Below are 22,526 nucleotides of genomic sequence, written 5' to 3' on the forward strand. Positions count from 1 at the left end.
TAGGCGTACTATTAACGCCATGCCCGAGCTCAGCCCCCGTCGCCGTCGGCTCGTCCTCGCGATCTGCTGCATGAGCCTGCTGATCGTGAGCCTCGACACCACCGCCCTGAACGTCGCCCTGCCCGCGATGGAGCGCGATCTGCACGCCTCCACCGCCGGACTCCAGTGGACCATCGACGCCTACACCGTCGTCCTGGCCGCGCTGCTGATGCTCGCGGGCTCCACCGCCGACCGGATCGGCCGCCGCAAGGTCTTCATGGCGGGCCTGGTGGTGTTCTCGCTCGGCTCGCTGCTGTGCTCCCTCGCGCCGAGCCTGGACCTGCTGATCGCGGCCCGGATGGTGCAGGCGGTCGGCGGCTCGATGCTGAACCCGGTCGCCATGTCGATCATCACCAACACCTTCACCGACCCCCGGGAGCGGGCCCGGGCGATCGGGGTGTGGGGCGCGGTCGTGGGCATCTCGATGGCGGCCGGCCCGCTGCTCGGCGGGGCGCTGGTGGATTCGGTGGGCTGGCGCGCGATCTTCTGGGTCAACCTCCCGGTCGGCCTCGCGGCGCTGCTCCTCACCCTCCGGTTCGTCCCCGAGTCCCGCGCCCCCAGGGCCCGCCGCCCCGACCCGGTCGGCCAGCTCCTGGTGATCGCGCTCTTCGGCTCCCTGACGTACGCGATCATCGAGGCGCCCGGCGCGGGCCCGGCCACGAGCGGCCCCTTCGCCGCCCTGGCCCTCGCCGCGCTCACCGGACTCCTGATCTACGAGCCGCGCCGCGCCGAACCCCTCATCGACCTGCGTTTCTTCCGCTCGGCGCCGTTCAGCGGGGCGACGGTGGTGGCGATCAGCGCGTTCGCGGCGCTGGGCGGGTTCCTGTTCCTGTCCACGCTCTACCTCCAGAACGTCCGGGGGCTGGACGCTCTGGACGCGGGTCTGTGGATGCTGCCGATGGCCGTCCCGATGTTCCTGTGCGCACCGCTGTCCGGCCGGCTGGTGGGCAGCCGCGGTCCCCGGCTGCCGCTGATCGTCGCGGGTCTGTCGATGACGGCGAGCGCGCTGCTGTTCGCGGTCCTCGACGCGGAGACCTCGAACGTCACGCTGTTCCTCGGCTACACCCTCTTCGGGATCGGCTTCGGCTTCGTGAACGCGCCGATCACCAACACGGCGGTCTCCGGGATGCCCCGCAGCCAGGCCGGGGTCGCGGCGGCGGTCGCCTCCACCAGCCGGCAGCTGGGCCAGACCCTCGGCGTCGCGGTGGTCGGAGCGGTGCTGGCGGCGGGGGTGAGCGTGACGTCGTACCGCGAGACGTTCGTCGCGGCCGCCGTCCCCGGCTGGTGGATCCTCACCGCCTGCGGCCTCCTCGTCCTCGCCCTCGGCGCCCTGACCACCGGCCCGTGGGCCCGCCGCACGGCGGAGCGGACGGCCCGCCGGCTGGAGGAGGGGGCGCAGGACGTCAGGGGGACGGCGGCCGGGGTGAACGCCTGACCGCCGAGGCGCCGTAACGCTTCCCGGGCCCCGTACCAAGTACGGGTGAAGCCGAGGAGAGGGAGGCGTCCGTGGCGGACGGGGAACGGACGGGGACCGGGCTCTTAGCGGGGTTCGAGGAGTTCTACCGGCGGCATGTGGACGCGGTGACGCGGTTCGTGGCGCGGCGGGTCGACGACCCGCACACGGCGGCCGATCTCACCGCCGAGATCTTCCTCGCCGTGCTCGACTCGGCCCACACCTACCGGCCGGGCCTCGGCAGCGAGACGGCCTGGCTGTACGGCATCGCGCGCAACGTCGTCTCCTCGGAGCGGCGCCGGGTCGCGCGGGAGGCGGAGCGGAACCGGCGGTTCTCGGGGCGGCGGCTGCTGGAGGCCGACGACATCGTCCGGCTGGAGGACAAGCTCGACGCGGAGAGCCCTGGCCGGCGGCTGCTGGCCGCGCTGGCCCGGCTGCCGGAAGGGGAACGGGCGGTGATCGAGCTGGTCGCGGTGGACCAGCTGACGGTCACCGAGGCAGCCACCGCGCTCGGCATCCGCCAGGTCACGGCCCGGGTCCGCCTGCACCGGGCCCGCAAGGCGCTGCGCGCGGAGGCGGAAGCGGAGGAGTCGGTGGGGGCGGACATGTCGGTGCTGCACGTGGTCGGAGGAGAGGCATGAGCGCGCGGGAGAACTTTGAGGACCGGCTGCTGGCGGAGCTGAAGCGGGAGATCGAGCTGCGGGAGGAGACGGTGACGGTTCCCGTTCCTCGGCGGCTCCTCACCCGGCGCCGGGTCTCGCTCGCCCTGGCGGCCTGTGCCGTCGCCGCGGCGGTGGTGGTCGCGGTGCCGGGGTCGACGGGCGGGTCGCGGGCGTACGCGGTGGAGCGGCACGGTGACGGCAGCGTCACCCTCACGCTCAAGCAGCGCGTGGTGAACCGGCACGAGCTTGCGAAGGCGCTGAGCGAGGACGACATCAAGGTGCTGGAGTGGGGCAGCAGGGTCGCCGTCGAGCTGTGCGACGTCCGTCGCGGGAAGCCGGTCGAGGTGCGGAAGGAGGCTGTGGAGACGACGCTCGTCGCCGTGGACGAGAACGGCCGTCGCACGACGGTCAGCAGCTGGCGGAGGCCGGTCGTGCTGCACCCGGGCGACCGGGTCAGCCTGTGCCCTTCTCCATAGCCACCAGATACAGCCGTTCCAGCCGCGCCCGGCTCTCCTCGTCCACCGGTGTGTACGACACCAGCCGGGCCCCGTGCTCCGGGCTGAGCCACAGGTCGGTGTGGTGGAGGGTGAGGAGTCCGACGTACGGGTTGCGGAACTGCTTGATCTTGGTGCGGTTGACGACGACCTCGTAGCGCTCCCAGTTCTCGCGGAACTCCGGTGACTCCGCCTGGAGCCGCTTGACCAGCATCTTCCAGGCCGGCTCGGAGAGATGCCCGGCCATGGAGGCGCGCAGCTTGGCCGCCATCAGCCGCATGGTCTCCTCGAGGTGGACGATCGCGGCCCGCCAGTCGGGTTGGGTGTGGACGAGGAGGATGCAGTTGCGGTCCTCGGGCGGGATCGCGTCGAGGTCGCGGAACAGCCGGGCGTACGTGCGGTTGTAGGCGAGGATGTCGTAACGGCTGTTCTGGACGCAGGCGGGCAGCGGGTCGAGCTGGTCCAGGGTCATGCGCACGGCCTCGGTGACGCCCTCGCAGTTCGCGGCGGGCGTCGGGTCGGTGGCGCCGGCCAGCTGGAAGAGATGCGCGCGTTCGCCGGCGTCCAGCATGAGGGCGCGGGCGAGGGCGTCCAGGACCTGCACGGAGACATGGATGTCCCGCGACTGTTCGAGCCAGGTGTACCACGTGACGCCGACCGCCGAGAGATGGGCGACCTCCTCGCGGCGCAGCCCCGGCGTACGGCGGCGGGCACCGCGCGGGAGGCCGACCTGCTCCGGGGTGATCCGCTCGCGGCGGCTGCGCAGGAAGCCGGCGAGTTCGTGCCGCCGTATCTCCGAGCCGCGCAGGGCCCGCGCTTGTGCCATCGTCGTCATGCCTCCAGCCTGCCGCGGCCCGGACCCTGTTTCCAGGTAGTGCTGCTACCAGGATAAGAACACTCTGGTACCCGTCTGGAGCGCGGCGCAGGCTCGGGGACGTGACCCAGTCAACGACCACCACCGTCCCGCCGGGCGCCCGCACCGCGGCACCGGCCCGCCCCCTCGGCCCCCTCGGCCTGTTCACCGTGCTGCTCGGTGCGGCACTGCCCCTCATCGACTTCTTCATCGTCAACGTGGCCCTGCCGTCCATCGGCCGGGACCTGGCCGCGAGCGAGTCCGTCCTGGAGCTCGTCGTCGCCGGGTACGGGGTCGCGTACGCCGTACTGCTGGTCCTCGGCGGCCGGCTCGGCGACCTCTTCGGCCGGCGCCGGCTGTTCCTGGGCGGTATGGCGGCCTTCGGGCTGACCTCGCTGGCCTGCGGGCTCGCCCCCGACGCCTGGTCGCTGGTCGTGGCGCGGGTCGCGCAGGGCGCCGCGGCCGCCGCGATGGTCCCGCAGGTCCTCGCCACCATCCAGTCGTCCACGGAGGGTCCGCGCCGGGCCCGGGCGATGAGCCTCTACGGCGCCACGGCCGGCCTGTCCATGGTGGCGGGCCAGATCCTGGGCGGGGTGCTGGTCGCGGCGGACCTGGCCGGCACCGGCTGGCGTTCGGTGTTCCTGGTGAACGTGCCCGTGGTGGTCGTGGGCCTGGTCCTGGCCGTGCGGACCGTCCCCGAGACCCGCTCCCCGCGCCCGGAGCCGGTGGACGGCCCCGGCACCGTTCTGCTCGCCGCCGCCCTGCTGACGCTGCTCGCCCCGCTGACCGAGGGCCGGGCGGCCGGCTGGCCGCTGTGGACCTGGCTGTCGCTGGCCGCGTTCCCCCTGGTGGCGGCGGCGTTCTACGGCGTCGAGCGACGCGCCGACCGGCTCGGCCGGACACCGCTCGTCCCGCCGAGCCTGCTCGCGCTCACCACGCTGCGGCGCGGGCTGACCATCATGGCGCCGCTCGCGGTGGGCTTCAGCGGGTTCATGTTCGTGGTGGCGGTGGCGTTGCAGAGCGGGGCGGGGCTCGGTCCGGTCCGGGCCGGTCTGGCGCTCGCGCCGATGGCCGTGGCGTTCTTCCTGGCCTCGCTCGCCGGTCCCCGGCTGGTGGCCCGGTTCGGTTCGCGGGTGGTGACGGCGGGGGCGGTGCTCCAGGGCGCCGGTGTGCTGCTAATCCTGCTGACGGTCCACGCCGACTGGCCCGGCGTCGGCTTCCTGGAGCTGCTGCCGGGCACGGCGGTGGCCGGCGCCGGGCAGGCCTTCCAACTCCCCGTCGTCATGCGGCTGGTGATGTCCGAGGTGCCGCCGGACCGGGCGGGCGTGGGCAGCGGGATGATGGTGACCACCCAGCAGGCCTCGCTGGCCCTGGGCGTGGCCACCCTCGGCACCCTCTTCCTCTCCTTGGTCCCGGGGTCGGGCATGCGGGACGCGCTGGTGACGACGCTGGTTGTGCAGGTGGCGGGGGTGGTGGTGACGGGGCTGCTGAGCCTGCGTCTGCCCCGCAGGATCGGGTGAACCCACCCCGTCGACGTTGCTCGTGCTGCACACTCCTTGCTGGCCGAGGTTTGCCGGGACAGCGACGCTGGAGACGTCATGCCGCAGATCGATCAGAGCAAGGTGAGCCGCTGGGACCAGCACGGACGCGAGCATGTCGTCCGGGTACGGCGGACGGGCGTACAGCGCACCATCAGCTGCGACACCTGTGGCTGGCGCCAGGGTGCCCAGTTCCTGCCCTGGCTGAAGGCGGCGGAACATCTCGCCGAGGCCCATCAGGCGACGGTGGATCCGTCGGAGGGGGCTTCCCAGCGATGAGTTCCGGATGCGCGGGGAGTCACAGCGGGCGAGAGTGACGACTCGTACCTTCCGGGAGGCCGACGCCATGAGCACCCTTCACTCCACCCTGCGGCGGTACGTCGACGACGGGACGGTTCCCGGGGCGGTGGGCCTGGTGGCCCGCGGCGAGGAGGTGGAGGTGGTCGCCGTGGGCTCGGTCGACGCCGACGGCTCCGCCCCGATGGTCCGGGACTCGCTGTTCCGGATCGCGTCGATCACCAAGCCGCTGACGGCGGCCGCGCTGCTGATGCTGGTGGACGAGGGCGTGGTGGGGCTCGACGCGCCGGTGGCGGAGTGGCTCCCGGAGCTGGCCCGCCCGCTGGTGGTGCGCACGCCGTCCGCTCCCGTGACGGACGTGGTCCCGGCGGCCCGGCCGATCACGGTCGAGGACCTGCTGTCCTCCCGTCCCGGCTGGGGCTTCCCGTCGGACTTCGCGCTCCCGGCGGTGCAGGCGCTGTTCGGGGTGCAGAGGGACGGGCGGGCGCCGCAGGCGTACCCCGCCCCGGACGTCTGGCTGGCCGAGCTGGCCCGGGTCCCGCTGCTGCGCCAGCCCGGCGAGGCCTGGCTGTACGGCACGGCGTCGGACCTCCAGGGCATCCTGGTCGCACGCGCCTCCGGCCGCCCCCTCCCCGACTTCCTGGCGGAGCGGCTGCTGGAGCCGCTGGGCATGAAGGACACGGCGTTCGAGGTCCCCGAGGAGAGGCGGGACCGCTTCACGACCGCGTACCGTCCCGACGGCGCCGGGGCGCTGGAGGTGACGGACCACCCGGACGGCCAGTGGAGCCGGCTCCCCGCGTTCCCCTCGGGCGGCGGGGGCCTGGTCTCCACGGCCGACGACTGGCTGGCCTTCGCCCGGCTCCTCCTGGACGGCGGCGGCGGACTGCTCTCCCCCGCCTCGGTCAGCCGGATGACGAGCAACCACCTCGACGCCGGTCAGCGGGACGGGGGCGCCCTGTTCCTGGAGGGCCAGGGCTGGGGCTACGGCGGCCAGGTCGACATCGCTCCCCTGGCCCCCTGGAACGTGCCCGGCCGCTACGGCTGGGTCGGCGGCACCGGCACGACGGCCCACCTCGTCCCCGCCACGGACACGGTCACGATCCTGCTGACCCAGGTGGCGATGGAGAACCCGACGCCGACTCCGCTGATGCGGGACTTCTGGCGGTGTACGGCCGGTAGCTCTCCTCGATCTGCCTGAACTCCTTCTCGTAGTCGTAGCCGCCGTCCGGCAGGGCCTCGCGCAGGGGACCGAGGTCACACGGGCGGAGGAGGTCGAAGGCGTTGTCGGGAAGGAGCACGAGCAGCTCGGCGACATGGGCTGCGAGCCAGTCGGTCAGGCCCAGGTCGATGGCGAGACGGAGCAGCTCGACGACCTCGTGGGGGTGGCGGGCAGCCTCGGTCGGATCGGGAAGGCAGGCGTCGAAAAGCGCGTCGAGATCGTCTGGGCAGACCCCGTGGAGGGGATGCCAGAACCGGGCGGAGCGACCCGCCCGGGTCAGCGTCACCAGGTCCATGTGCCGGACGGCCCGCTCGATGAGGGCGGCGGCCTGTTCCCCGAGTCGATGGTCGCCTCGCCCGAGGACCTGCCCCACGCAGTTCGCCAGTGTCGGTCTCGGCGGGCGCAGGCCTCCTCTGAGGCGGCGGTTCAGACGTTCCAGCACGGTCCGCAGGTCTTTGTCGGACAACTCACCGACGTCGTAGGCGAGTCGTTCGCAGACCAGGCCGAGCACGGACTCCGCTTCCTCGGGTGGCAGAGCGGTGAGGGCACCCAGACAGCTGAGGAAGCGACCGGGCAGCGCCGCCGGATCGCGCGGGTCATGGAGGAGCAGGGCCGCCACCGTCTGCCCCACCGACCGGATGGCGCCCTCCCGGTCGACCGGATGGACCCGTAGGGCGCTCGGAAGCTGCTGCAGGACGGGCCGGGCCACGTCCAAGAGCAGTTCCGCGTCTCGGTCTCCCACGAACAGGACTCGGCGTGCCGTGCCACGCACGGCCTCCGGACCTGGTTCCGTCGAGAGCACCCCGCTCTCGGGGAAGCCGAGCGGCCAGCTGAGGTCGGGCCGGTCCACCGGCACTCGGCGCATGCCGAGACGCAGGTCCTGGCGCGGAACGTCGTCTCTGGACCAGATCCGTCCGGGTTGCAGTGCGGACGTGTACAGGTCCCATGACTCGGGCGACATCTGTGACTGCCACACCAGCGCCTGCCGACGCCAGCGGTCGGCGAGGTCGTCGGGACCGAGGAAGTTCGACGCGTCGAGCTCTCCGGACGCCAGCACCGCGATCAGCAGCAGGTTCGCGGTGTAGACGGCGTCCTGGTGCGCTCTCGTCCGCCGGGCCGGCGCATACGCGGGCCCACCGCGGTGGGGCGTTTCCCACGGGGCCTCCCGGAACAGTACGGCGAGCAGGCCGGGCAGCGCCGACCGCTGCCCCCTCTCCCAGCCGGCGATCATGTCGGTGAGGTCCTGCACGACCTGCGCCCGGTCGGTGAGCGGGGTGTAGGACAGCAGCGCGTACAGCTCACCGTCGTCCGGAAGCAGCGACGGCAACCGGCGCAGTGCCCGCTCGATCAGCCGGGCGGTCAGATGTTCGCCGAAGGTCGCGTGCATGAACTCGTAGCTCCGCAGCCGTTGTTCGGCGACCACCGCCTGCGCCTCGTGCACGAAGAAGAAACGGCCGAAGAGAAGGTCGTCGCCGGTGCCGCCGTCCGCCAGGGCGCGTAGGTCGTCCTCGGCCTGGCCACCGGCGATGGCCTGGGCCCCCCGCTGGAACATCCCGAGAGCGATGACCGATAGTCGGTGCAACTCCCTGTCCAGAGCTTCCTGTTCGACGGACGCGGGCAGTGGACCGTCCTTGACGAGCTGACGGCGGACGAACGTCGTCAGCAGCCGGTCGTAGAGCTCGGTGCGGCTGATGTTCTCGTCGCGGCCGCGGTACAGGGCGTTGTCGTCCGCGTCGTACAGCGCGAGCATCAGCAGCAGGAGCGGATGGGCCGCGAGGTCCCGGTGCGGTGCGAGGGCGTCGAGGGACAGCGAGCGCAGGCCGTGCCGCTCCAGGTAGTGCAGATTGGTCTCGTTCCAGGCGGCCAGCCAGCGTTCGATCTCCGAGGTGTCGAAGGGTTCCAGCCGCAACACCGGGCTCTGTTCCGGGATCTCCGCGCGGGCTGCCACCACCGTGCGGCTCGTCACGACCACGACGAGCGGACGCCCGGCTTCCGCTTCCCGGCGCTGAAACCACTCGACGTCCCGGAGGTAAGCGAACTGCCTTGCTGCATCCAGGCGTTGCGCTCCCGCCTGGAGCAGCTCGTCAAAGCCGTCGAGGAGGACGACCGGGATCGAGTCCGGTTCGTGTTCCGCCCAGTCGGGCCATGCCTCGGACCGTCCGGTGGCGCGTCGGAGCGCGTGTTCCAGTTGTGTCTGTACGTCGGCGTCGGCGGGCGTGTGCCGCAACTCGACCCGGAGCGCGCGGAACTCGCGGGCGGGGAGGCGGGTCGTCAGCAGTTTGGTGAGCAGGGACTTGCCCGCGCCCGGATGGCCCAGCACGATCAGTGGGCTGAGCAGTGCGGGAAGACCGATGAGGTGGGCGGCGAGGAAACGTTCGATGTCGTCGTGGAGCGGCTGGTCCCGCCACCATTTGTCGGAAGCAGCACCTTGCTGGAGGTTCGTCTCACCGGGTCCGGCGAGTCGGTAGCGGGGATTGACATAGCCGTCCGCCAGGCTGGGCAGGACCGGGCCGCGCACGTCGAGGTCGGTGATCGGTCCGTCCAGCAGTGGGCGGGCCGCGGGCAGCAGGTCGGCCCGATCCGCGAAGCGTCCCAGCGTCGAACCGAGTCCGGCCAGTCCCGCCCGCTCGCTGTCCAGGCACCCGGGGAGCCCGGCGGCGAGCGCGAACTCGGGGCACTCGGCGGCAAGGGGCCCGGCGAGGGACACATAGGTGTGGAGCAGGCGCCGGTCGTCCGGGGACTCGATCCTGCCCAGTTCGATGCCCTGCCGCAAGGCGGGGTCGGCCGGCAGTGCGGGGGCTTCGTCGGGTTCCCCGGCGGCGACAGGCCAACCGTAGGCACGGGCCGCACCGCCCGTGACCGAGCGTCTGCCGCCCTCGACGAACGGGCGCACGCCGGTGTCGGCCACCGCCACCGAGACCAGAACCACCCGCGCGGCTTGGAGCAGCGCGGCCCGCCGCACTCCGTGCGCGGCCCGCACCCGTTCGGGGAATCGGTCCAGCAGGACGCCGAGCGCCTGCGCTGTCTCGCCCTCTTTGGACAGCTGTTTCTTCAGTGCGTAGGCCAGATCTCCGTCACCGCCGGTGAGGACGAGCACGGCCCCCGAGGCGTCCATGGCGGAGGCTGCGAAGACGTCCGTGGCCTCGGGGAGTTCGGTTACCACCCGGACGGCTGCCGACCGTGGCTCGGGGATGGACCGCACGGGGCCGTTCTCGAAGACCCAGATCAAATTCTCGTAACGCGCCTTCCACCACGGGGTGTCGAGCCGTACGCCCGGTGGCAGTGCAACAGGCGAGGACGGCTGCCGTCGCGCGCAGAGCTCCACGACTCCCCGCACGACGTCCCACTCCGGGGGAGTGCGGCGCCGTCCGCCCAGCAGCTCCGAGACCGAGGACGGCGGCACCTCAAGGGACTTGGCGATGTCCTTCTGGGCCACGGCGCAGGCCCGCACCAGCCGCCGCAGCTCGGCGCAGAAGTCCCCGACAGGTCCCGTGGGCTGATCGGCCAACTCCCAACCCCTTCGGCGCGGTTCGGCGAACTCATCCGAAGCGTACGGCGTGACCTGCGGCTTCCGAAGGACGTTCGGGGTGCGTCGGAATCCAGCCGAGCGACGGCGGGGACGGAGGATCGTCGTGACCGGCGAAACGGTCACCGACTCTTGAGGAAGCTGCCATGACGACGCTCCCGGCCCTCCCCCTGTTCCCCTTCGTTCTCGTCTTCCTCGCGCTCTACGCCGGTGTGGTGCTGCCGGCCGTCTGGTCCCGTCGGCCCTCTCGCCGGCAGGCGGCCCTGCGTGTCCTCACTCAGCTGCTCGGGGTTCTGCGGTGTCGGCGTCCAGGTCGCTGACCAGCCCCCGCAGTCGCGGCCCGTACTCGGGGTGGGCCAGGGCGTGGGCCATCTGGGCGATCAGGTAGTCGGCGGGGTTGCCGGTGTCGTACCAGCGGCCCTGGATGACCTGGCCGTAGACGGCGCGGGTGGCGGCGTAGGCGTTGATCGCGTCGGTCAGGTAGATCTCGCCGGTGCGGTGCTCGTACCAGCGGCGGGTCTGCTCGCGGAGTTCGTCGACGATGCCGGGGGTGATGACATAGCCGCCGATGGCCGCGTAGGAGGAGGGCGCGGCGTCCGGCTCGGGCTTCTCGACCAGGCCGGTGATGCGCAGGGTGCCGCCGCCGAGGTCCTCCTTGACGAGGGGGACGCCGTAGCGCTGGGAGTCGGCGGGGTCCATCGGCATGAGGGCGAGGACGGGGCAGCCGGTCTGCTCGTGGGCGCGGATGAGCTGCTGGGCGCGGGGGACCTCCGCCACGAACACGTCGTCGGGCCACAGCACGAGGACCGGTTCGTCGCCGAAGGAGCGGGCGGCGTTGAGGACCGGGGTGCCGTTGCCGTAGGGGCCGCGCTGGTCGAGGTAGGTGATGTGGCCCCGGCGGGCCAGCTCGGCGATCTCCTCGACGGCGTCGGCGTAGGCGGGCTTGCCGTCGGCGCGGAGCTGCTCGACGAGGGCGGGGTTGGGGCGGAAGTGGTCCTGGATGAGGGACTTGCCGCCGGAGACGACGATGGTGATGTCCGTGATGCCGGAGTCCACCAGTTCGCGCACGGTGTGCTCGATCACCGGCTTGTCGCCGACCGGGAGCATCTCCTTCGGCGTCGCCTTCGTCAGCGGCAGCAGCCGGGAGCCGAGTCCGGCGGCGGGGATCACCGCCCTGCGGATCGTCGGGGGCATCTGGGTCTCTCCCGGTTCGTGTCGGTGGCGCGCGGGGTGGTCGGTCCGGCGCGTGGTCGGCCGCACACTCTAGTCCGCCGGGGTGTCGGCCGCCTGTCCGGTGCCCAGACCCCTCACCAGCAGGTCCACCAGCGCCTCGAAGTCTCCTTGCGCCTCGGGCCGCTCCCACACGGTGAGGTAGCCGGGGTCGTGGAAGCGGGCGGTGGCGTGGAAGACGGCGCGGGCGGCGGTGGCCGGGTCGGGGACGTCGAAGGCGCCGGCCTCGACGCCCGCCGTGATGATCGTCCCGAGCTGGCCGGTGAGGTCGGCGATGTGCTCGCGGACGACCTCGCCGCTCTCCTTGGTCAGCACCAGATAGGTGGCGAACAGCTCGGGGTCGTCGCCCGCCTTGCGCCGCTTGGCCTCGAAGAGGGCGGCGAGCCAGGCGCGCAGCCGGGCCCGCGGGGCGCGCGTTGCGTCGGCGGCGATGCCCGCGAGGGCCTCGGAGGTACGGTCCAGCCATCGCTTGGTGACCGCCTCGCGCAGCGCCGCCTTGGTGCGGAAGTGCCGGTAGACGCTGCCGTGACTGACCCCGAGCGCGCGGGCCACGTCGACCACGGTGGCCTTGGCCGGGCCGTGGCGCCGCAGCACCTCCTCGGTCGCTTCGAGGATGCGCTCGGGGGTCAGGATCTCGGAGGTCTGCGGCGGAGCCATGGTCAGACGGTACCGGGCGGGGTGCTCACCGCTCGCTGTCGAGGTGTTCCATCGCCGCCTGCGCATAGCGTCCGCCGGCCGCCGCGTCGGCGGGCACGGCCTCCTCGATCGCCGCGAGGTCCGCCTTGTCGAGTACGACGTCCAGGGCGCCCAGCGACTCCGTGAGCCGCTCCCGGCTGCGGGCGCCGATCAGCGGGACGATGTCCTCGCCCTGGGCGAGCACCCAGGCGATCACGGTCTGGGCGACGGAGACGCCCTTGCGGTCGGCGATCTCGCGCAGCGCCTCGACCAGCGTCAGGTTGTGCCGGAGGTTCTCGCCCTGGAAGCGGGGCGAGAAGGCCCGGAAGTCGCCCGCGGTGAGCTGCCGTTCGGCCGTGAAGTGTCCGGAGATCAGGCCGCGGCCGAGGACGCCGTACGCGGTGACGGAGATGCCCAGTTCGCGGGTGACGGGCAGGATCGAGCGCTCGATGCCGCGGGAGATCAGCGAGTACTCGATCTGGAGGTCGGCGATCGGGGCGGTCGCCGCGGCCCGGCGGATGGTCTCGGCGCCGACCTCGCTGAGGCCGATGTGCCGGACGTACCCCTGCTCGACGAGTTCGGCGAGGGCGCCGACCGTCTCCTCGACGGGGACGTCGGGGTCGAGGCGGGCGATGCGGTAGACGTCGAGGTGGTCGACGCCGAGGCGCTGGAGGGAGTAGGCGGCGAAGTTCTTGACGGCGGCGGGCCGTCCGTCGTAGCCGAGCCAGGAGCCGTCCGGGCCGCGCAGGGCGCCGAACTTCACGCTGAGCAGGGCCTGCTCGCGCCGGGCGGCGGGCGCGGTGCGCAGGGCCTCGGCGATGAGGAGTTCGTTGCTGCCCATGCCGTAGAAGTCGCCGGTGTCCAGCAGGGTGACGCCGGCCTCCAGTGCGGCGTGGATCGTGGCGAGGGACTCGGCGCGGTCGGCTTCGCCGTACAGGGCGGTCATGCCCATGCAGCCGAGGCCGAGGGCGGAGACACGGGGGCCGGTGCTGCCGAGGGGGCGGGTGGGGATCGTCATGCACTCCACCCTGACATCATGGCTGACAGATTTCAACATCTGTCAGCTGATATCTGTCAGCTCCGTCACCCCGCGCGGGCCCGCCGCTCCCCGCCCTTCGACACGACGGCGGAGCCCGCGACCCGGACAATGGTGAGTGTCGGCGTGCAGTCACCTCGGCGGCGCCTGCCGCCGGCCGTGCGGCCCAGCGCCGCCGCGGGAGGCGCGTCATGTCCATTCGCATCGGCACCTTCAACGCGGAGAACCTCTTCCGCCGCCCCAAAGCCTTCGCCCTGGAGAGCGACACCCAGCGCGACAAGGTCCTCGCCGACTTCGCCGAACTCGTGTCCCTCCTGGAGAAGGACAGCTACACGAAGAACGACAAGGAGCGGATCCTCGCGATCGTCATGGAGCACCAGGTCCTCAACTCCACGCCGGACAGCCCCCGGCCGTTCTTCGTCAACGAGCTGAAGGGGAAGGGCGGCAGACTCTTCGACGACGGTCCCCCCGTCACGGTCGACGCCGGCGGCCGCGGGGACTGGGCCGGCTGGGCCCAGCTCGTGCGCGACGACCTCAGCTGGCCGGCTGTCCAGAACACCGGGCGTGTGGTGGCCGAGGTCAACGCGGACATCCTGCTCATGGTGGAGGTGGAGGACCGCCTCGCCCTGGAGCGCTTCAACGAGAACGTCCTCGGCGAGACGCTGGGGCACCAGCCGTACCCGTTCAACCTGCTGATCGACGGCAACGACCCCCGCGGCATCGACGTGGGCATCCTCAGCCGCCACCCCATCACCTCGGTGCGGTCGCACATCTTCGACCCCGGGCAGGGCGGACTGCGGCTCTTCAGCCGGGACTGCCCCGAGTTCGAGATCGCACTCAACGGCACGCCCCTGTGGATCCTGGGCAACCACCTCAAGAGCAAGCGCGGTGGCGGCGCCGGACTCCGGGCCCGCCAGGCCAAGCGCGTCCGGGAGATCTACGAGGCCGCGCTCCTGCGGTCGGACCACGTCCTCGTCGCCGGCGACCTCAACGACTTCATGGCCAGCCCCCCGGTCCAGACCCTCCTGGGAGCCGGCCTCAAGGACGCGATGACGCACTCCAGCTACACGGGAGACCCGGGCACCCACGGACCGGGCACACAGGACGAGGACAAGATCGACTACCTCCTGTTCCCGCCGGGGCTGTTCGAGCGCATCGAGCACGTCGAGGTGGAACGGCGGGGCACCTTCGAACCGAAGACGTTCAAGCCGTTCCAGACGGTCACGTCGAGGGCGACCCAGGCCTCCGACCACGCGGCTCTGTACGCGGACCTGGACCTCTGAAACACAGCGGCCCCGCATCCCGTGAGGGGTGCGGGGCCGGTGCCGGCGGTGGACTAGCAGCCGATCAGGCGGCCCGCCAGGTAGCTCTCGATCTGGTCGAGGGAGACGCGCTCCTGCTTCATGGAGTCACGCTCGCGCACGGTGACGGCGTTGTCCTCGAGGGTGTCGAAGTCGACCGTGACGCAGTACGGCGTGCCGATCTCGTCCTGGCGGCGGTAGCGGCGGCCGATCGCGCCCGCGTCGTCGAACTCGATGTTCCAGTTCTGGCGCAGCGCGGCGGCGAGGCCCTTGGCCTTCGGGGACAGCTCGGGGTTCCTCGAAAGGGGCAGGACCGCGACCTTCACGGGAGCCAGGCGGTGGTCGAGGCGCAGGACCGTGCGCTTCTCCAGCTTGCCCTTGGCGTTGGGCGCCTCGTCCTCGACGTAGGCGTCGAGCAGGAACGCCAGCATCGCGCGGCCGACACCGGCCGCGGGCTCGATGACGTACGGCGTCCAGCGCTCCTGGGCCTCCTGGTCGTAGAACGCGAGGTCCTGGCCGGAGGCCTTGGAGTGGGCCGAGAGGTCGTAGTCGGTGCGGTTGGCGACGCCCTCCAGCTCGCCCCACTCGTTGCCGCCGAACTGGAAGCGGTACTCGATGTCAGCGGTGCGCTTGGAGTAGTGGGAGAGCTTCTCCTTCGGGTGCTCGTACCACCGCATGTTCTCCTCGCGCAGGCCCAGGCCGGTGTACCAGTTCCAGCGCTGCTCCATCCAGTACTCCTGCCACTTCTCGTCCTCGCCCGGCTTGACGAAGAACTCCATCTCCATCTGCTCGAACTCGCGGGTGCGGAAGATGAAGTTGCCGGGCGTGATCTCGTTGCGGAAGGACTTGCCCATCTGCGCGATGCCGAACGGCGGCTTGCGGCGCGAGGTGGTCTGCACGAGGGAGAAGTTGGTGAAGATGCCCTGGGCGGTCTCGGGGCGCAGGTAGGCGATGGAGCCGGTGTCCTGCGTCGGGCCGAGGTGGGTGGCGAGCAGACCCGAGAACTGCTTGGGCTCGGTGAACTGGCCCTTCGTACCGCAGTGGGTGCAGTTGATGTCGGCCAGGCCGTTCGCCGGGGGACGGCCGTGCTTGGCCTCGTAGGCCTCCTCCAGGTGGTCCGCGCGGAACCGCTTGTGGCAGGAGGTGCACTCGGTCAGCGGGTCGGAGAAGGTGGCGACGTGACCAGAGGCGACCCAGACCTCGGGGGCCAGGATGACGGACGAGTCGATACCGACCACGTCCTCGCGCGACGTCACCATGTAGCGCCACCACTGGCGCTTCAGGTTCTCCTTGAGCTCGACACCCAGCGGTCCGTAGTCCCAGGCGGCACGCTGGCCGCCGTAGATCTCACTACAGGGGAATACGAAGCCACGGCGCTTGCTCAGGCTGACGATGGTGTCGATCTTGTCGGCGGCCACGGTGCTCTCTTCATAACGACGACGGGCGACGAAGCGAGATGCTTCCAGCGAATGGTTCAGGGTACCGGCGGGGGCTCCCCCTGAATCAAATCGGTTCCCTTACCCAGCCCTTACCCAGCCCTTCACCCGGCCTTGACCGGGCTTGTTGACAACGGTTTCCATATTTGTTGAAAATGACTGTCATGAACGTACGGCGTCAGCACATATCCGGCATAGCCATGGCGGCCACCGCCGCCCTCGGGCTCGGCACCCTCACCGCCTGCTCGGGGGCGAGTGCCGCCGGCAACACGGACAAGTTCGACGTCGTCGCGTCGTTCTACCCGATGGCCTTCCTCGCCGAGCGGATAGGCGGCGACCACGTCCACGTCACCAGTCTCACCCAGCCCGGCCAGGAACCGCACGACCTGGAGATCAGCGCCAAACAGACCGCGCAGCTCCAGGAGTCCGACGCGGTGCTCTACCTCAAGAACCTCCAGCCCTCCGTCGACGACGCGGTGGCCCAGTCCGAGGTCAAGACCAAGATCGACGCCGCCGCGCTGACCTCCCTGGAGAAGCACGGCAACGAGGTCGGCGGCCACGCGGCCGAGCACGACGACCACGAGAACGAGGAGCTGTCCGGCCTCGACCCCCACATCTGGCTCGACCCGGTGCGCTACGCCCAGGTCGCCGAGGGCGTCGGCAAGGCCTTCGAGAAGGCCGACCCGGACCACGCGGCCGACTACAAGGCGAACACCGCGGCCCTGGTGAAGCGGCTCGACGCCCTGAACACCGCGTTCAAGGACGGCCTCGCGGACACGAGGACGAAGGTCTTCGTCACCACCCACGCCGCCTTCGGCTACCTCGCCGAGCGCTACGGCCTGACCGAGGAGGCCATCAACGGCCTCGACCCCGAGTCGGAGCCCAGCGCCGCGCGCGTGAAGGAGCTTGAGAAGATGGCGAAGGCCGACGGCGTCACCACCGTGTTCTACGAGACGCTCGTCAGCGACAAGACCGCGAAGACCATCGCCTCCGACGCCGGACTGACCACGGACGTCCTCGACCCGATCGAGGGCATCACGGACAAGTCCCGCGGCAAGGACTACTTCTCGGTCCAGCAGGCGAACCTCAAGGCGCTCCAGAAGGCCCTGGGAGCCAAGTGACCAGCCGATCGGAGAGCGGCATGACCGAGCCCGTCATTTCCCTGCGCGGGGTCCGCGCCGACCTGGGCTCGCGCCCGGTCCTGCGGGGCATCGACCTCACCGTGCACCGCGGTGAGGTCGTCGCGCTGCTCGGCGCCAACGGCTCCGGCAAGTCCACCGCCGTACGGACCGTCATCGGCCAGGTGCCGGTCGGCTCCGGCGAGATCGAGCTGTTCGGCACCCCGCGCCGGCGGTTCCGGGACTGGGCGCGGATCGGTTACGTCCCCCAGCGCACCACGGCCGCCGGCGGCGTCCCCGCCACCGTCACCGAGGTCGTCTCCTCCGGCCGCCTCTCGCGCACCCGCTTCGGCGTCTTCCGCAAGGGCGACCGCGAGGCCGTACGGCACGCCCTGGACCTCGTCGGCATGGTGGACCGGGCCAGGGACAACGTCGACGCGCTCTCCGGCGGCCAGCACCAGCGCGTCCTGATCGCCCGCGCCCTCGCCTGCGAACCCGAGCTGCTGATCATGGACGAGCCGATGGCGGGCGTGGACCTGGCCAGCCAGGAGGTCCTGGCACAGACCCTGAAGAACCAGGTCGCGGCCGGTACGACGGTCCTGCTCGTGCTGCACGAACTGGGCCCCCTGGAACCCCTGATCGACCGGGCGGTCGTCCTGCGTGACGGCTGTGTACAGCACGACGGCCCGCCGCCCAAGGCCGTCGGCCAGCACGCCCTGCCCGGCCACGACCACGTACACCCGCACGCCCCGGCGGGTGCCGAACCGATGCGCACAGGACTGCTGAGCTGATGGACCTCCTCGACTACGCCTTCATGCAGCGGGCGCTGCTCGCCGCCGTCCTGGTCGGCATCACCGCCCCCGCCGTCGGCATCTACCTCGTCCAGCGCCGCCAGGCCCTGATGGGCGACGGCATCGGCCATGTCGCGATGACGGGCGTCGGCCTCGGCTTCCTGCTCTCCGCCTCCCCGGTCTGGATGGCCACCGCGGTCTCGGTCCTCGGCGCGGTGCTGATGGAACTCATCCGCTGGTACGGCCGCACCCGCGGCGACATCGCCCTCGCCATGCTCTTCTACGGCGGTATGGCCGGCGGCGTGATGTTCATCAACCTCGCGCCGGGCGGCTCCAACGCGAACCTCACCTCGTACCTCTTCGGCTCCCTGTCGACGGTGAGCGACTCGGACGTGACAGCGATCTGCCTGCTCGCCGCCTTCGTGGTGCTGGTCACCCTGGGCCTGCGCCGCCAGCTGTTCGCGGTCAGCCAGGACGAGGAGTTCGCCCGGGTCACCGGTCTCCCGGTCCGCGCCCTCAATCTGCTGACGGCCGTCACGGCGGCCGTGACCGTCACGGTCGCGATGCGCGTGGTCGGCCTGCTCCTCGTCTCGGCCCTGATGGTGGTCCCGGTCGCCGCCGCCCAGCAGCTCAGCCGCAGCTTCGCCGCGACCTTCGCGATCGCCGTGGCGATCGGCGTGAGCGTGACCATCGGCGGCACGGTCACCTCGTACTACCAGGACGTCCCGCCCGGCGCGACGATCGTGCTGCTGACCATCGCCGCGTTCCTCACGCTCGGCGCGCTGGCCGCCCCCCTGGCCCGCCGCCGTGCCCGCGCGGCCGCCGCCGCCCACCCGGCCGGAGACCCCGCGGAGTGCACGATTCCGGCCACCCGGGGGACGGGCGACGGGGTCGGTGTCTGACTCGGCACAGGCCGGGCTGGCACAATGGCCCGGCAAGCCGCAGACGTGAGGAGGCAACGGTGACGACCGCTGGACCGCCCGTGAAGGGCCGTGCCACCCGGCAGCGCGCCGCCGTCGCGGCGGCACTGGACGAGGTCGACGAGTTCCGCAGCGCGCAGGAACTCCACGACATGCTCAAGCACAAGGGCGACTCCGTCGGCCTGACCACCGTGTACCGCACCCTCCAGTCCCTCGCCGACGCCGGCGAGGTGGACGTCCTGCGCACCTCCGACGGCGAGTCCGTCTACCGCCGCTGCTCCTCCGGCGACCATCACCACCACCTCGTCTGCCGCACCTGCGGCAAGGCGGTCGAGGTGGAGGGCCCGGCGGTGGAGAAGTGGGCGGAGGCGATCGCGGCGGAGCACGGCTATGTGAACGTGGCGCACACGGTGGAGATCTTCGGGACCTGCGCGGAGTGCGCGGGGGCGGCCGTCTAGGTCGTGTCCGGCCGCTCAGGTCGCGGGAAAGCAGCGGCCACGGCCGGACCCGGCCTAGCGGGCGCGGTTGCGGGCGAGGGCGATCTCGCCGTCGTCGTGGGATCTGAGCGTCGGCTCGGGAAGACCGGCGGCCCTGAGCCGGTGTCGCAGCTCCTGGTGCAGCCCCCTCAGCGAGACGACCTCCGACCCGTCGTCCAGACCGGCGGCCAGGACGTCGACGAGCTCCCCGGTCAGCGCCATGCACCCGTCCCCGGGGGGAGCCGACACCGCCAGGACGGTCACATCGTCCGACGGCACAACGTTGAACACCCCGGGCACGCCGTGGGGCCCCGGGGACCCGCTGTAGCAGCAGTCCAGGATGACGATCCTGTGCCGGGCCGCACTGCCGAGGACCACTCGGCGGATGTCGTCGAACGGCACGCCCGTGACGGGCGCGTACGGACGACTGCGGCGCAGAGCCAGGCTCAGCTCGCCGGAGACCGAGTCGTACAGGCCGTGTCCCGCGAAGTACACCAGCAAGGTGTCCTCGGCGGAGCTCGCCGCATGCGCGACGACGCCGAGGACCGCCGCTCCGTCGTCCGGGTCCGGCAGCACCGTCGTACGCGACCCGCTGAACGTGCCCTCCGAAGGATCCGTGAACAGCAGCGACAGCTCGCGCAGCCCCACGCCGACCTGCGGCAGACGGGGCAGTTCGGTGTAGGCGCCGACCCCGATCAGCACCGCGTTGGAGCGATCCGGGTCGGGCAGCCGGGGCGGGTCGGGCCGCAGCCACGCCCAGGTCCGGAGCGCCTTCTCCTCGATCCGCACCCGTTGGAGGCGGCCGTGGAGTTCGGGCACGCTCTCGTAGAGCGACTCGGACACGATGAGCGCGCAGTCGGCCCGTGACCGGCGCAGCGCGGCCGAGTCGGCCAGGCGGGCGACATGGAGTACGGCTTCCCCCTCGGCGCCCCGCTCGCTCACGCCGGCGGCACCCAGGGCGAGAGCGGCCCGCAGGCGCATCCGGACTCCGCGCTCGCGCACATGCCGCAGCCCCTGTGCGAGGCCGTCCACGAAGCCGCGGACCGCCCTCGCCTCGTCCAGCCCGTGGGGCAGCAGGACGAGTGTGCCGTCACCACGGTCCTGGCGGACCCACAAACGGCGGGGGACCCCCGTCATCCGCAACGCGAGGTCGAGGACGTCGTGGAGGGATTCCTGCATCCGCCGTCCCGTGCGGCGGTCCATCTTCCCGTATCCGACGATGTCGACGGCGATGCAGATCCTGCGGGTTCCCGGCGAGCCCGGTGAGCCGGTCGGGGCCCGGTTCTGCAGGCGCAGGCCGATGAGCGACCGGTCCGGCCAGGCCACGACGCACTCCTCGAACGGGACGCGTCCGTCCGGCTTCTCGTCGTCGTCCACGGCGAGGAGGAAGGCCGGCACCGTCAAGGTGTCCCAGGGCGCCGACCAGCCGAAGGGTGAGGCCGCCCGCTCGATCGCCACCGGGCAGGTCCAGCCGTCACCGTGCCAGACCAGGTCGGGCCGGCGCACCCCCTCCCCTGGAAGACGACGCTCGCGTTCGAGACGGAGGCCCCGCTCGTCGAGATACCGCAGCAGGTCCCCGGCGATCTCCGCCTCGCTCTTCCGCGTCGCGGCGGGCTCGTCGTGGATGTACCTGAGCAGATGCAGGAGCAGCACATCGGCGTCCTGCGGAACGCCGCGCACCCGGGCGAACGCGCTCCGGACCTCCGCGGGGCACCGGGACAGCAACGCGTCCACATACTGCTCGCGCAACCGGGAGCGCACCCCGGCGGGCGGCTCGTCCGGTGACCCGGCCGCCGTGTCCACCAGGCTCATGACGTGGTCCCAGCGGGGGAGCTCGGCGGATGCCTCGTCCGGCACCCACACGGACGCCGTCTCCTCGGCCTGCGGCGAGAGGACCACCCCGTCGGCGGACGAGTCCGGCACCCCCAGCCGGGCCTGCATCGCCGGCCCCAGGTACGCGAACGGCGCGGCCTCTCCCGTCTCGCTCCGGTCCAGCGGCCAGGCCGGGAAGTCCGACGAACGGCCGGTCAGGCTCTCGATGCGCTCCCCCACACGGCGGCTGCACGCGAGGAGTTCCGCGGTGGGGACGGCGTCCAGGAGCAGGTCCTTGGCCTCCGGGGTGAAGTCGAACAGCCGGTGGCGTCCGGTGAGGCCGGTGTCCTCGGGCTCCACGGGCTGGATCAGGCCGCCCAGGAAGACCTCGGCCAGTGGCGCGGTGTCCTGGCGCTGGTCGAGGCAGGAGTGGACGAGCTGCATCACGGGCACGGTGACCGGAGCCATCGCCGCCAGATGCGCGGCCAGGCGCAGGGCCTCGGGCGAGGCGGCGCGGGCGAAGTCCCGGACGGAGACGCGAACCGGTGCGGCCGGTGTGTGGCTCGGCTCGGGAGCCCACAGGCGGGCCGGGATCGGTCGGCCGACGACCGTGTTCAGCACGGCCCAGGTCGAGAAGCCGGCCGGGGTCAGTTCCAGGACGGGGACGGGCACCGGCGGAGGCGGTGCGACGCTCGGGGGGAGCACCCGGTCCGTCACGGTCCAGGCCGTGTTCGCCGCGCCGGGACGGGGGGAGACGACCTGCCAGCTGTCCGCCCGTACGCCGGAGCCCGCCCACAGCCGGCGGGGGAGGGTGTGGAGCACCGCCGTGGGGCCGCAGCGGGCCCAGGCTTCGATCACCGGCCGCAGGCGTCCGTCGCGCCACGCGGCCGCCGCACCGTCGGTGACGACCAGCACCATGGTCCGGCCGGCGGTGTCGCAGACGGTGTCCGCCGGCCGGGTCGGCGTCACGGTCGTCCAGGGGCGGCCGAGCCGGACCTCCGCGCCCTCGCCGTCGTAGCGGATCTGGCAGGTCTCCACCTGACGGAAGGCGCCGCTTCGTTCGAAGAGGCCCTGGAGCTCGGCGCACTGCCGCTGCCACAGAGGCATGGACACACCGCCGTCGATGATCAGGGTCAGCCGCAGCCATCGCTCCGGCCGGGCTCGCAGCACCAGGTGCGGGGTGCGGGTGTCGGCCTGGAGATCGGCGGTGGCCGCTTCGTCGAGTTCACTGCGGCGGCGGCTCGGGACGCGCCGTTTGAGCGGACGCAGGGCCCGGCCCAGGGCAAGGGTGGGGCCGAGGGCCCGGACGCCGGGGGTCCACAGGGCTCCGGTCGGCGGTTCGGCGGTCAGGGGCCCGGAGACGACCGGCAGTTGGGGGACCGGGCGGGCGGTTCTGCGTGCGTTGCCCGGTCCCGTTCCTGCCGTGGTACAGGGGGGTGGGGTCGCGTTCGGGTCCGGCTCCGCGCCGGGCGAGGAGTCCTCGGTGTCCGGGGACTCCGGGTCGGCGTCGGGCGGGACATGCGCGGCCAGGGGGGCCACCGGGCCGGACGGGACGCGTGCCGCCAGCCAGAGAATGTCGAGGAGTTCCTCCTGTCCCAGGGACGGCAGCCCGGCCTCCTGTCCGAGTACCCTCCGCAGCTCCTCGAACAT

At 72.0% G+C, this 22,526-nt stretch carries 18 protein-coding genes; 11 read left to right on the plus strand and 7 right to left on the minus strand.

The window, feature by feature from the left end:
* Window positions 1–19 precede the first annotated feature (19 nt).
* From ACYQ8Q_RS15500 to ACYQ8Q_RS15510, 3 genes are all read left to right on the plus strand, one after another.
* Entirely contained in the window at window positions 20–1,474 is a 1,455-nt protein-coding gene (locus ACYQ8Q_RS15500) for an MFS transporter (RefSeq protein WP_460065414.1), read from the plus strand.
* A gap of 71 nt (window positions 1,475–1,545) precedes the next feature.
* On the plus strand, window positions 1,546–2,133 hold the full coding sequence (locus ACYQ8Q_RS15505) for an RNA polymerase sigma factor (protein ID WP_460065416.1): 588 nt from the start codon (window positions 1,546–1,548) through the stop codon (window positions 2,131–2,133).
* A complete protein-coding gene (locus ACYQ8Q_RS15510; RefSeq protein ID WP_460065417.1) occupies window positions 2,130–2,630 on the plus strand; it encodes a hypothetical protein in 501 nt (166 codons plus the stop codon). Before ACYQ8Q_RS15505 ends, ACYQ8Q_RS15510 begins: the two co-directional genes overlap by 4 nt.
* On the opposite strand, the gene ACYQ8Q_RS15515 is transcribed toward ACYQ8Q_RS15510, so the two are convergent.
* Window positions 2,608–3,483: a helix-turn-helix transcriptional regulator gene (locus ACYQ8Q_RS15515; RefSeq protein ID WP_460065419.1), complete on the minus strand. Its 876-nt coding sequence runs from the start codon at window positions 3,481–3,483 to the stop codon at window positions 2,608–2,610. The genes ACYQ8Q_RS15510 and ACYQ8Q_RS15515 overlap by 23 nt on opposite strands.
* Before the next feature lie 101 nt (window positions 3,484–3,584).
* On the opposite strand from ACYQ8Q_RS15515, the gene ACYQ8Q_RS15520 reads away from it, so the two are divergent.
* The 3 genes from ACYQ8Q_RS15520 to ACYQ8Q_RS15530 all read left to right on the plus strand — a co-directional run bounded on the left by ACYQ8Q_RS15520 (window position 3,585) and on the right by ACYQ8Q_RS15530 (window position 6,534).
* Window positions 3,585–5,021, plus strand: a complete 1,437-nt coding sequence (locus tag ACYQ8Q_RS15520) for an MFS transporter (protein ID WP_460065420.1) — start codon at window positions 3,585–3,587, stop codon at window positions 5,019–5,021.
* 78 nt (window positions 5,022–5,099) lie between these two features.
* Complete coding sequence (locus ACYQ8Q_RS15525) at window positions 5,100–5,318, plus strand: hypothetical protein (protein WP_460065422.1); 219 nt, start codon at window positions 5,100–5,102, stop codon at window positions 5,316–5,318.
* Window positions 5,319–5,385: 67 nt separating this feature from the next.
* Window positions 5,386–6,534: a serine hydrolase domain-containing protein gene (locus ACYQ8Q_RS15530; protein WP_460065425.1), complete on the plus strand. Its 1,149-nt coding sequence runs from the start codon at window positions 5,386–5,388 to the stop codon at window positions 6,532–6,534.
* Here ACYQ8Q_RS15530 and ACYQ8Q_RS15535 read toward each other — a convergent pair.
* The 4 genes from ACYQ8Q_RS15535 to ACYQ8Q_RS15550 form a co-directional block, all read right to left on the minus strand.
* Window positions 6,431–10,063, minus strand: coding sequence for an NACHT domain-containing protein (locus ACYQ8Q_RS15535; protein ID WP_460065426.1), 3,633 nt, complete (start codon window positions 10,061–10,063; stop codon window positions 6,431–6,433). The genes ACYQ8Q_RS15530 and ACYQ8Q_RS15535 overlap by 104 nt on opposite strands.
* A gap of 291 nt (window positions 10,064–10,354) precedes the next feature.
* Window positions 10,355–11,275 carry a UTP--glucose-1-phosphate uridylyltransferase gene (locus ACYQ8Q_RS15540; protein WP_460065427.1) on the minus strand — a complete coding sequence of 307 codons (921 nt, stop codon included), beginning with the start codon at window positions 11,273–11,275 and terminating at the stop codon, window positions 10,355–10,357.
* A 69-nt stretch (window positions 11,276–11,344) separates the two neighbouring features.
* A complete protein-coding gene (locus ACYQ8Q_RS15545; protein WP_460065428.1) occupies window positions 11,345–11,968 on the minus strand; it encodes a TetR family transcriptional regulator in 624 nt (207 codons plus the stop codon).
* 25 nt (window positions 11,969–11,993) lie between these two features.
* Entirely contained in the window at window positions 11,994–13,004 is a 1,011-nt protein-coding gene (locus ACYQ8Q_RS15550) for an aldo/keto reductase (protein WP_460065429.1), read from the minus strand.
* Between the two features lie 209 nt (window positions 13,005–13,213).
* Here ACYQ8Q_RS15550 and ACYQ8Q_RS15555 point away from each other — a divergent pair, with 209 nt between their 5' ends.
* The gene (locus tag ACYQ8Q_RS15555; protein ID WP_460065431.1) at window positions 13,214–14,305 is read left to right on the plus strand and encodes an endonuclease/exonuclease/phosphatase family protein; all 1,092 of its coding nucleotides are present in this window, start codon (window positions 13,214–13,216) and stop codon (window positions 14,303–14,305) included.
* Between the two features lie 53 nt (window positions 14,306–14,358).
* Here the strand turns inward: ACYQ8Q_RS15555 and ACYQ8Q_RS15560 are convergent, their stop codons facing one another.
* Entirely contained in the window at window positions 14,359–15,741 is a 1,383-nt protein-coding gene (locus tag ACYQ8Q_RS15560; protein WP_460065432.1) for a glycine--tRNA ligase, read from the minus strand.
* Between the two features lie 182 nt (window positions 15,742–15,923).
* Between ACYQ8Q_RS15560 and ACYQ8Q_RS15565 the strand changes: the two genes are divergently transcribed.
* The 4 genes from ACYQ8Q_RS15565 to ACYQ8Q_RS15580 are packed head-to-tail and all read left to right on the plus strand — an operon-like array spanning window position 15,924 to window position 19,046.
* The gene (locus ACYQ8Q_RS15565) at window positions 15,924–16,880 is read left to right on the plus strand and encodes a metal ABC transporter substrate-binding protein (RefSeq protein WP_460065433.1); all 957 of its coding nucleotides are present in this window, start codon (window positions 15,924–15,926) and stop codon (window positions 16,878–16,880) included.
* 20 nt (window positions 16,881–16,900) lie between these two features.
* Window positions 16,901–17,668: a metal ABC transporter ATP-binding protein gene (locus ACYQ8Q_RS15570; protein ID WP_460065434.1), complete on the plus strand. Its 768-nt coding sequence runs from the start codon at window positions 16,901–16,903 to the stop codon at window positions 17,666–17,668.
* Complete coding sequence (locus tag ACYQ8Q_RS15575) at window positions 17,668–18,570, plus strand: metal ABC transporter permease (protein WP_460065435.1); 903 nt, start codon at window positions 17,668–17,670, stop codon at window positions 18,568–18,570. The genes ACYQ8Q_RS15570 and ACYQ8Q_RS15575 overlap by 1 nt, the downstream gene beginning before the upstream one ends.
* Window positions 18,571–18,629: 59 nt before the next feature.
* Window positions 18,630–19,046 carry a Fur family transcriptional regulator gene (locus ACYQ8Q_RS15580; protein ID WP_460065436.1) on the plus strand — a complete coding sequence of 139 codons (417 nt, stop codon included), beginning with the start codon at window positions 18,630–18,632 and terminating at the stop codon, window positions 19,044–19,046.
* A gap of 54 nt (window positions 19,047–19,100) precedes the next feature.
* Here ACYQ8Q_RS15580 and ACYQ8Q_RS15585 read toward each other — a convergent pair whose 3' ends face one another.
* A complete protein-coding gene (locus ACYQ8Q_RS15585) occupies window positions 19,101–22,526 on the minus strand; it encodes a caspase, EACC1-associated type (protein WP_460065437.1) in 3,426 nt (1,141 codons plus the stop codon).

The organism is Streptomyces sp. YKOK-I1 (assembly GCF_054660435.1).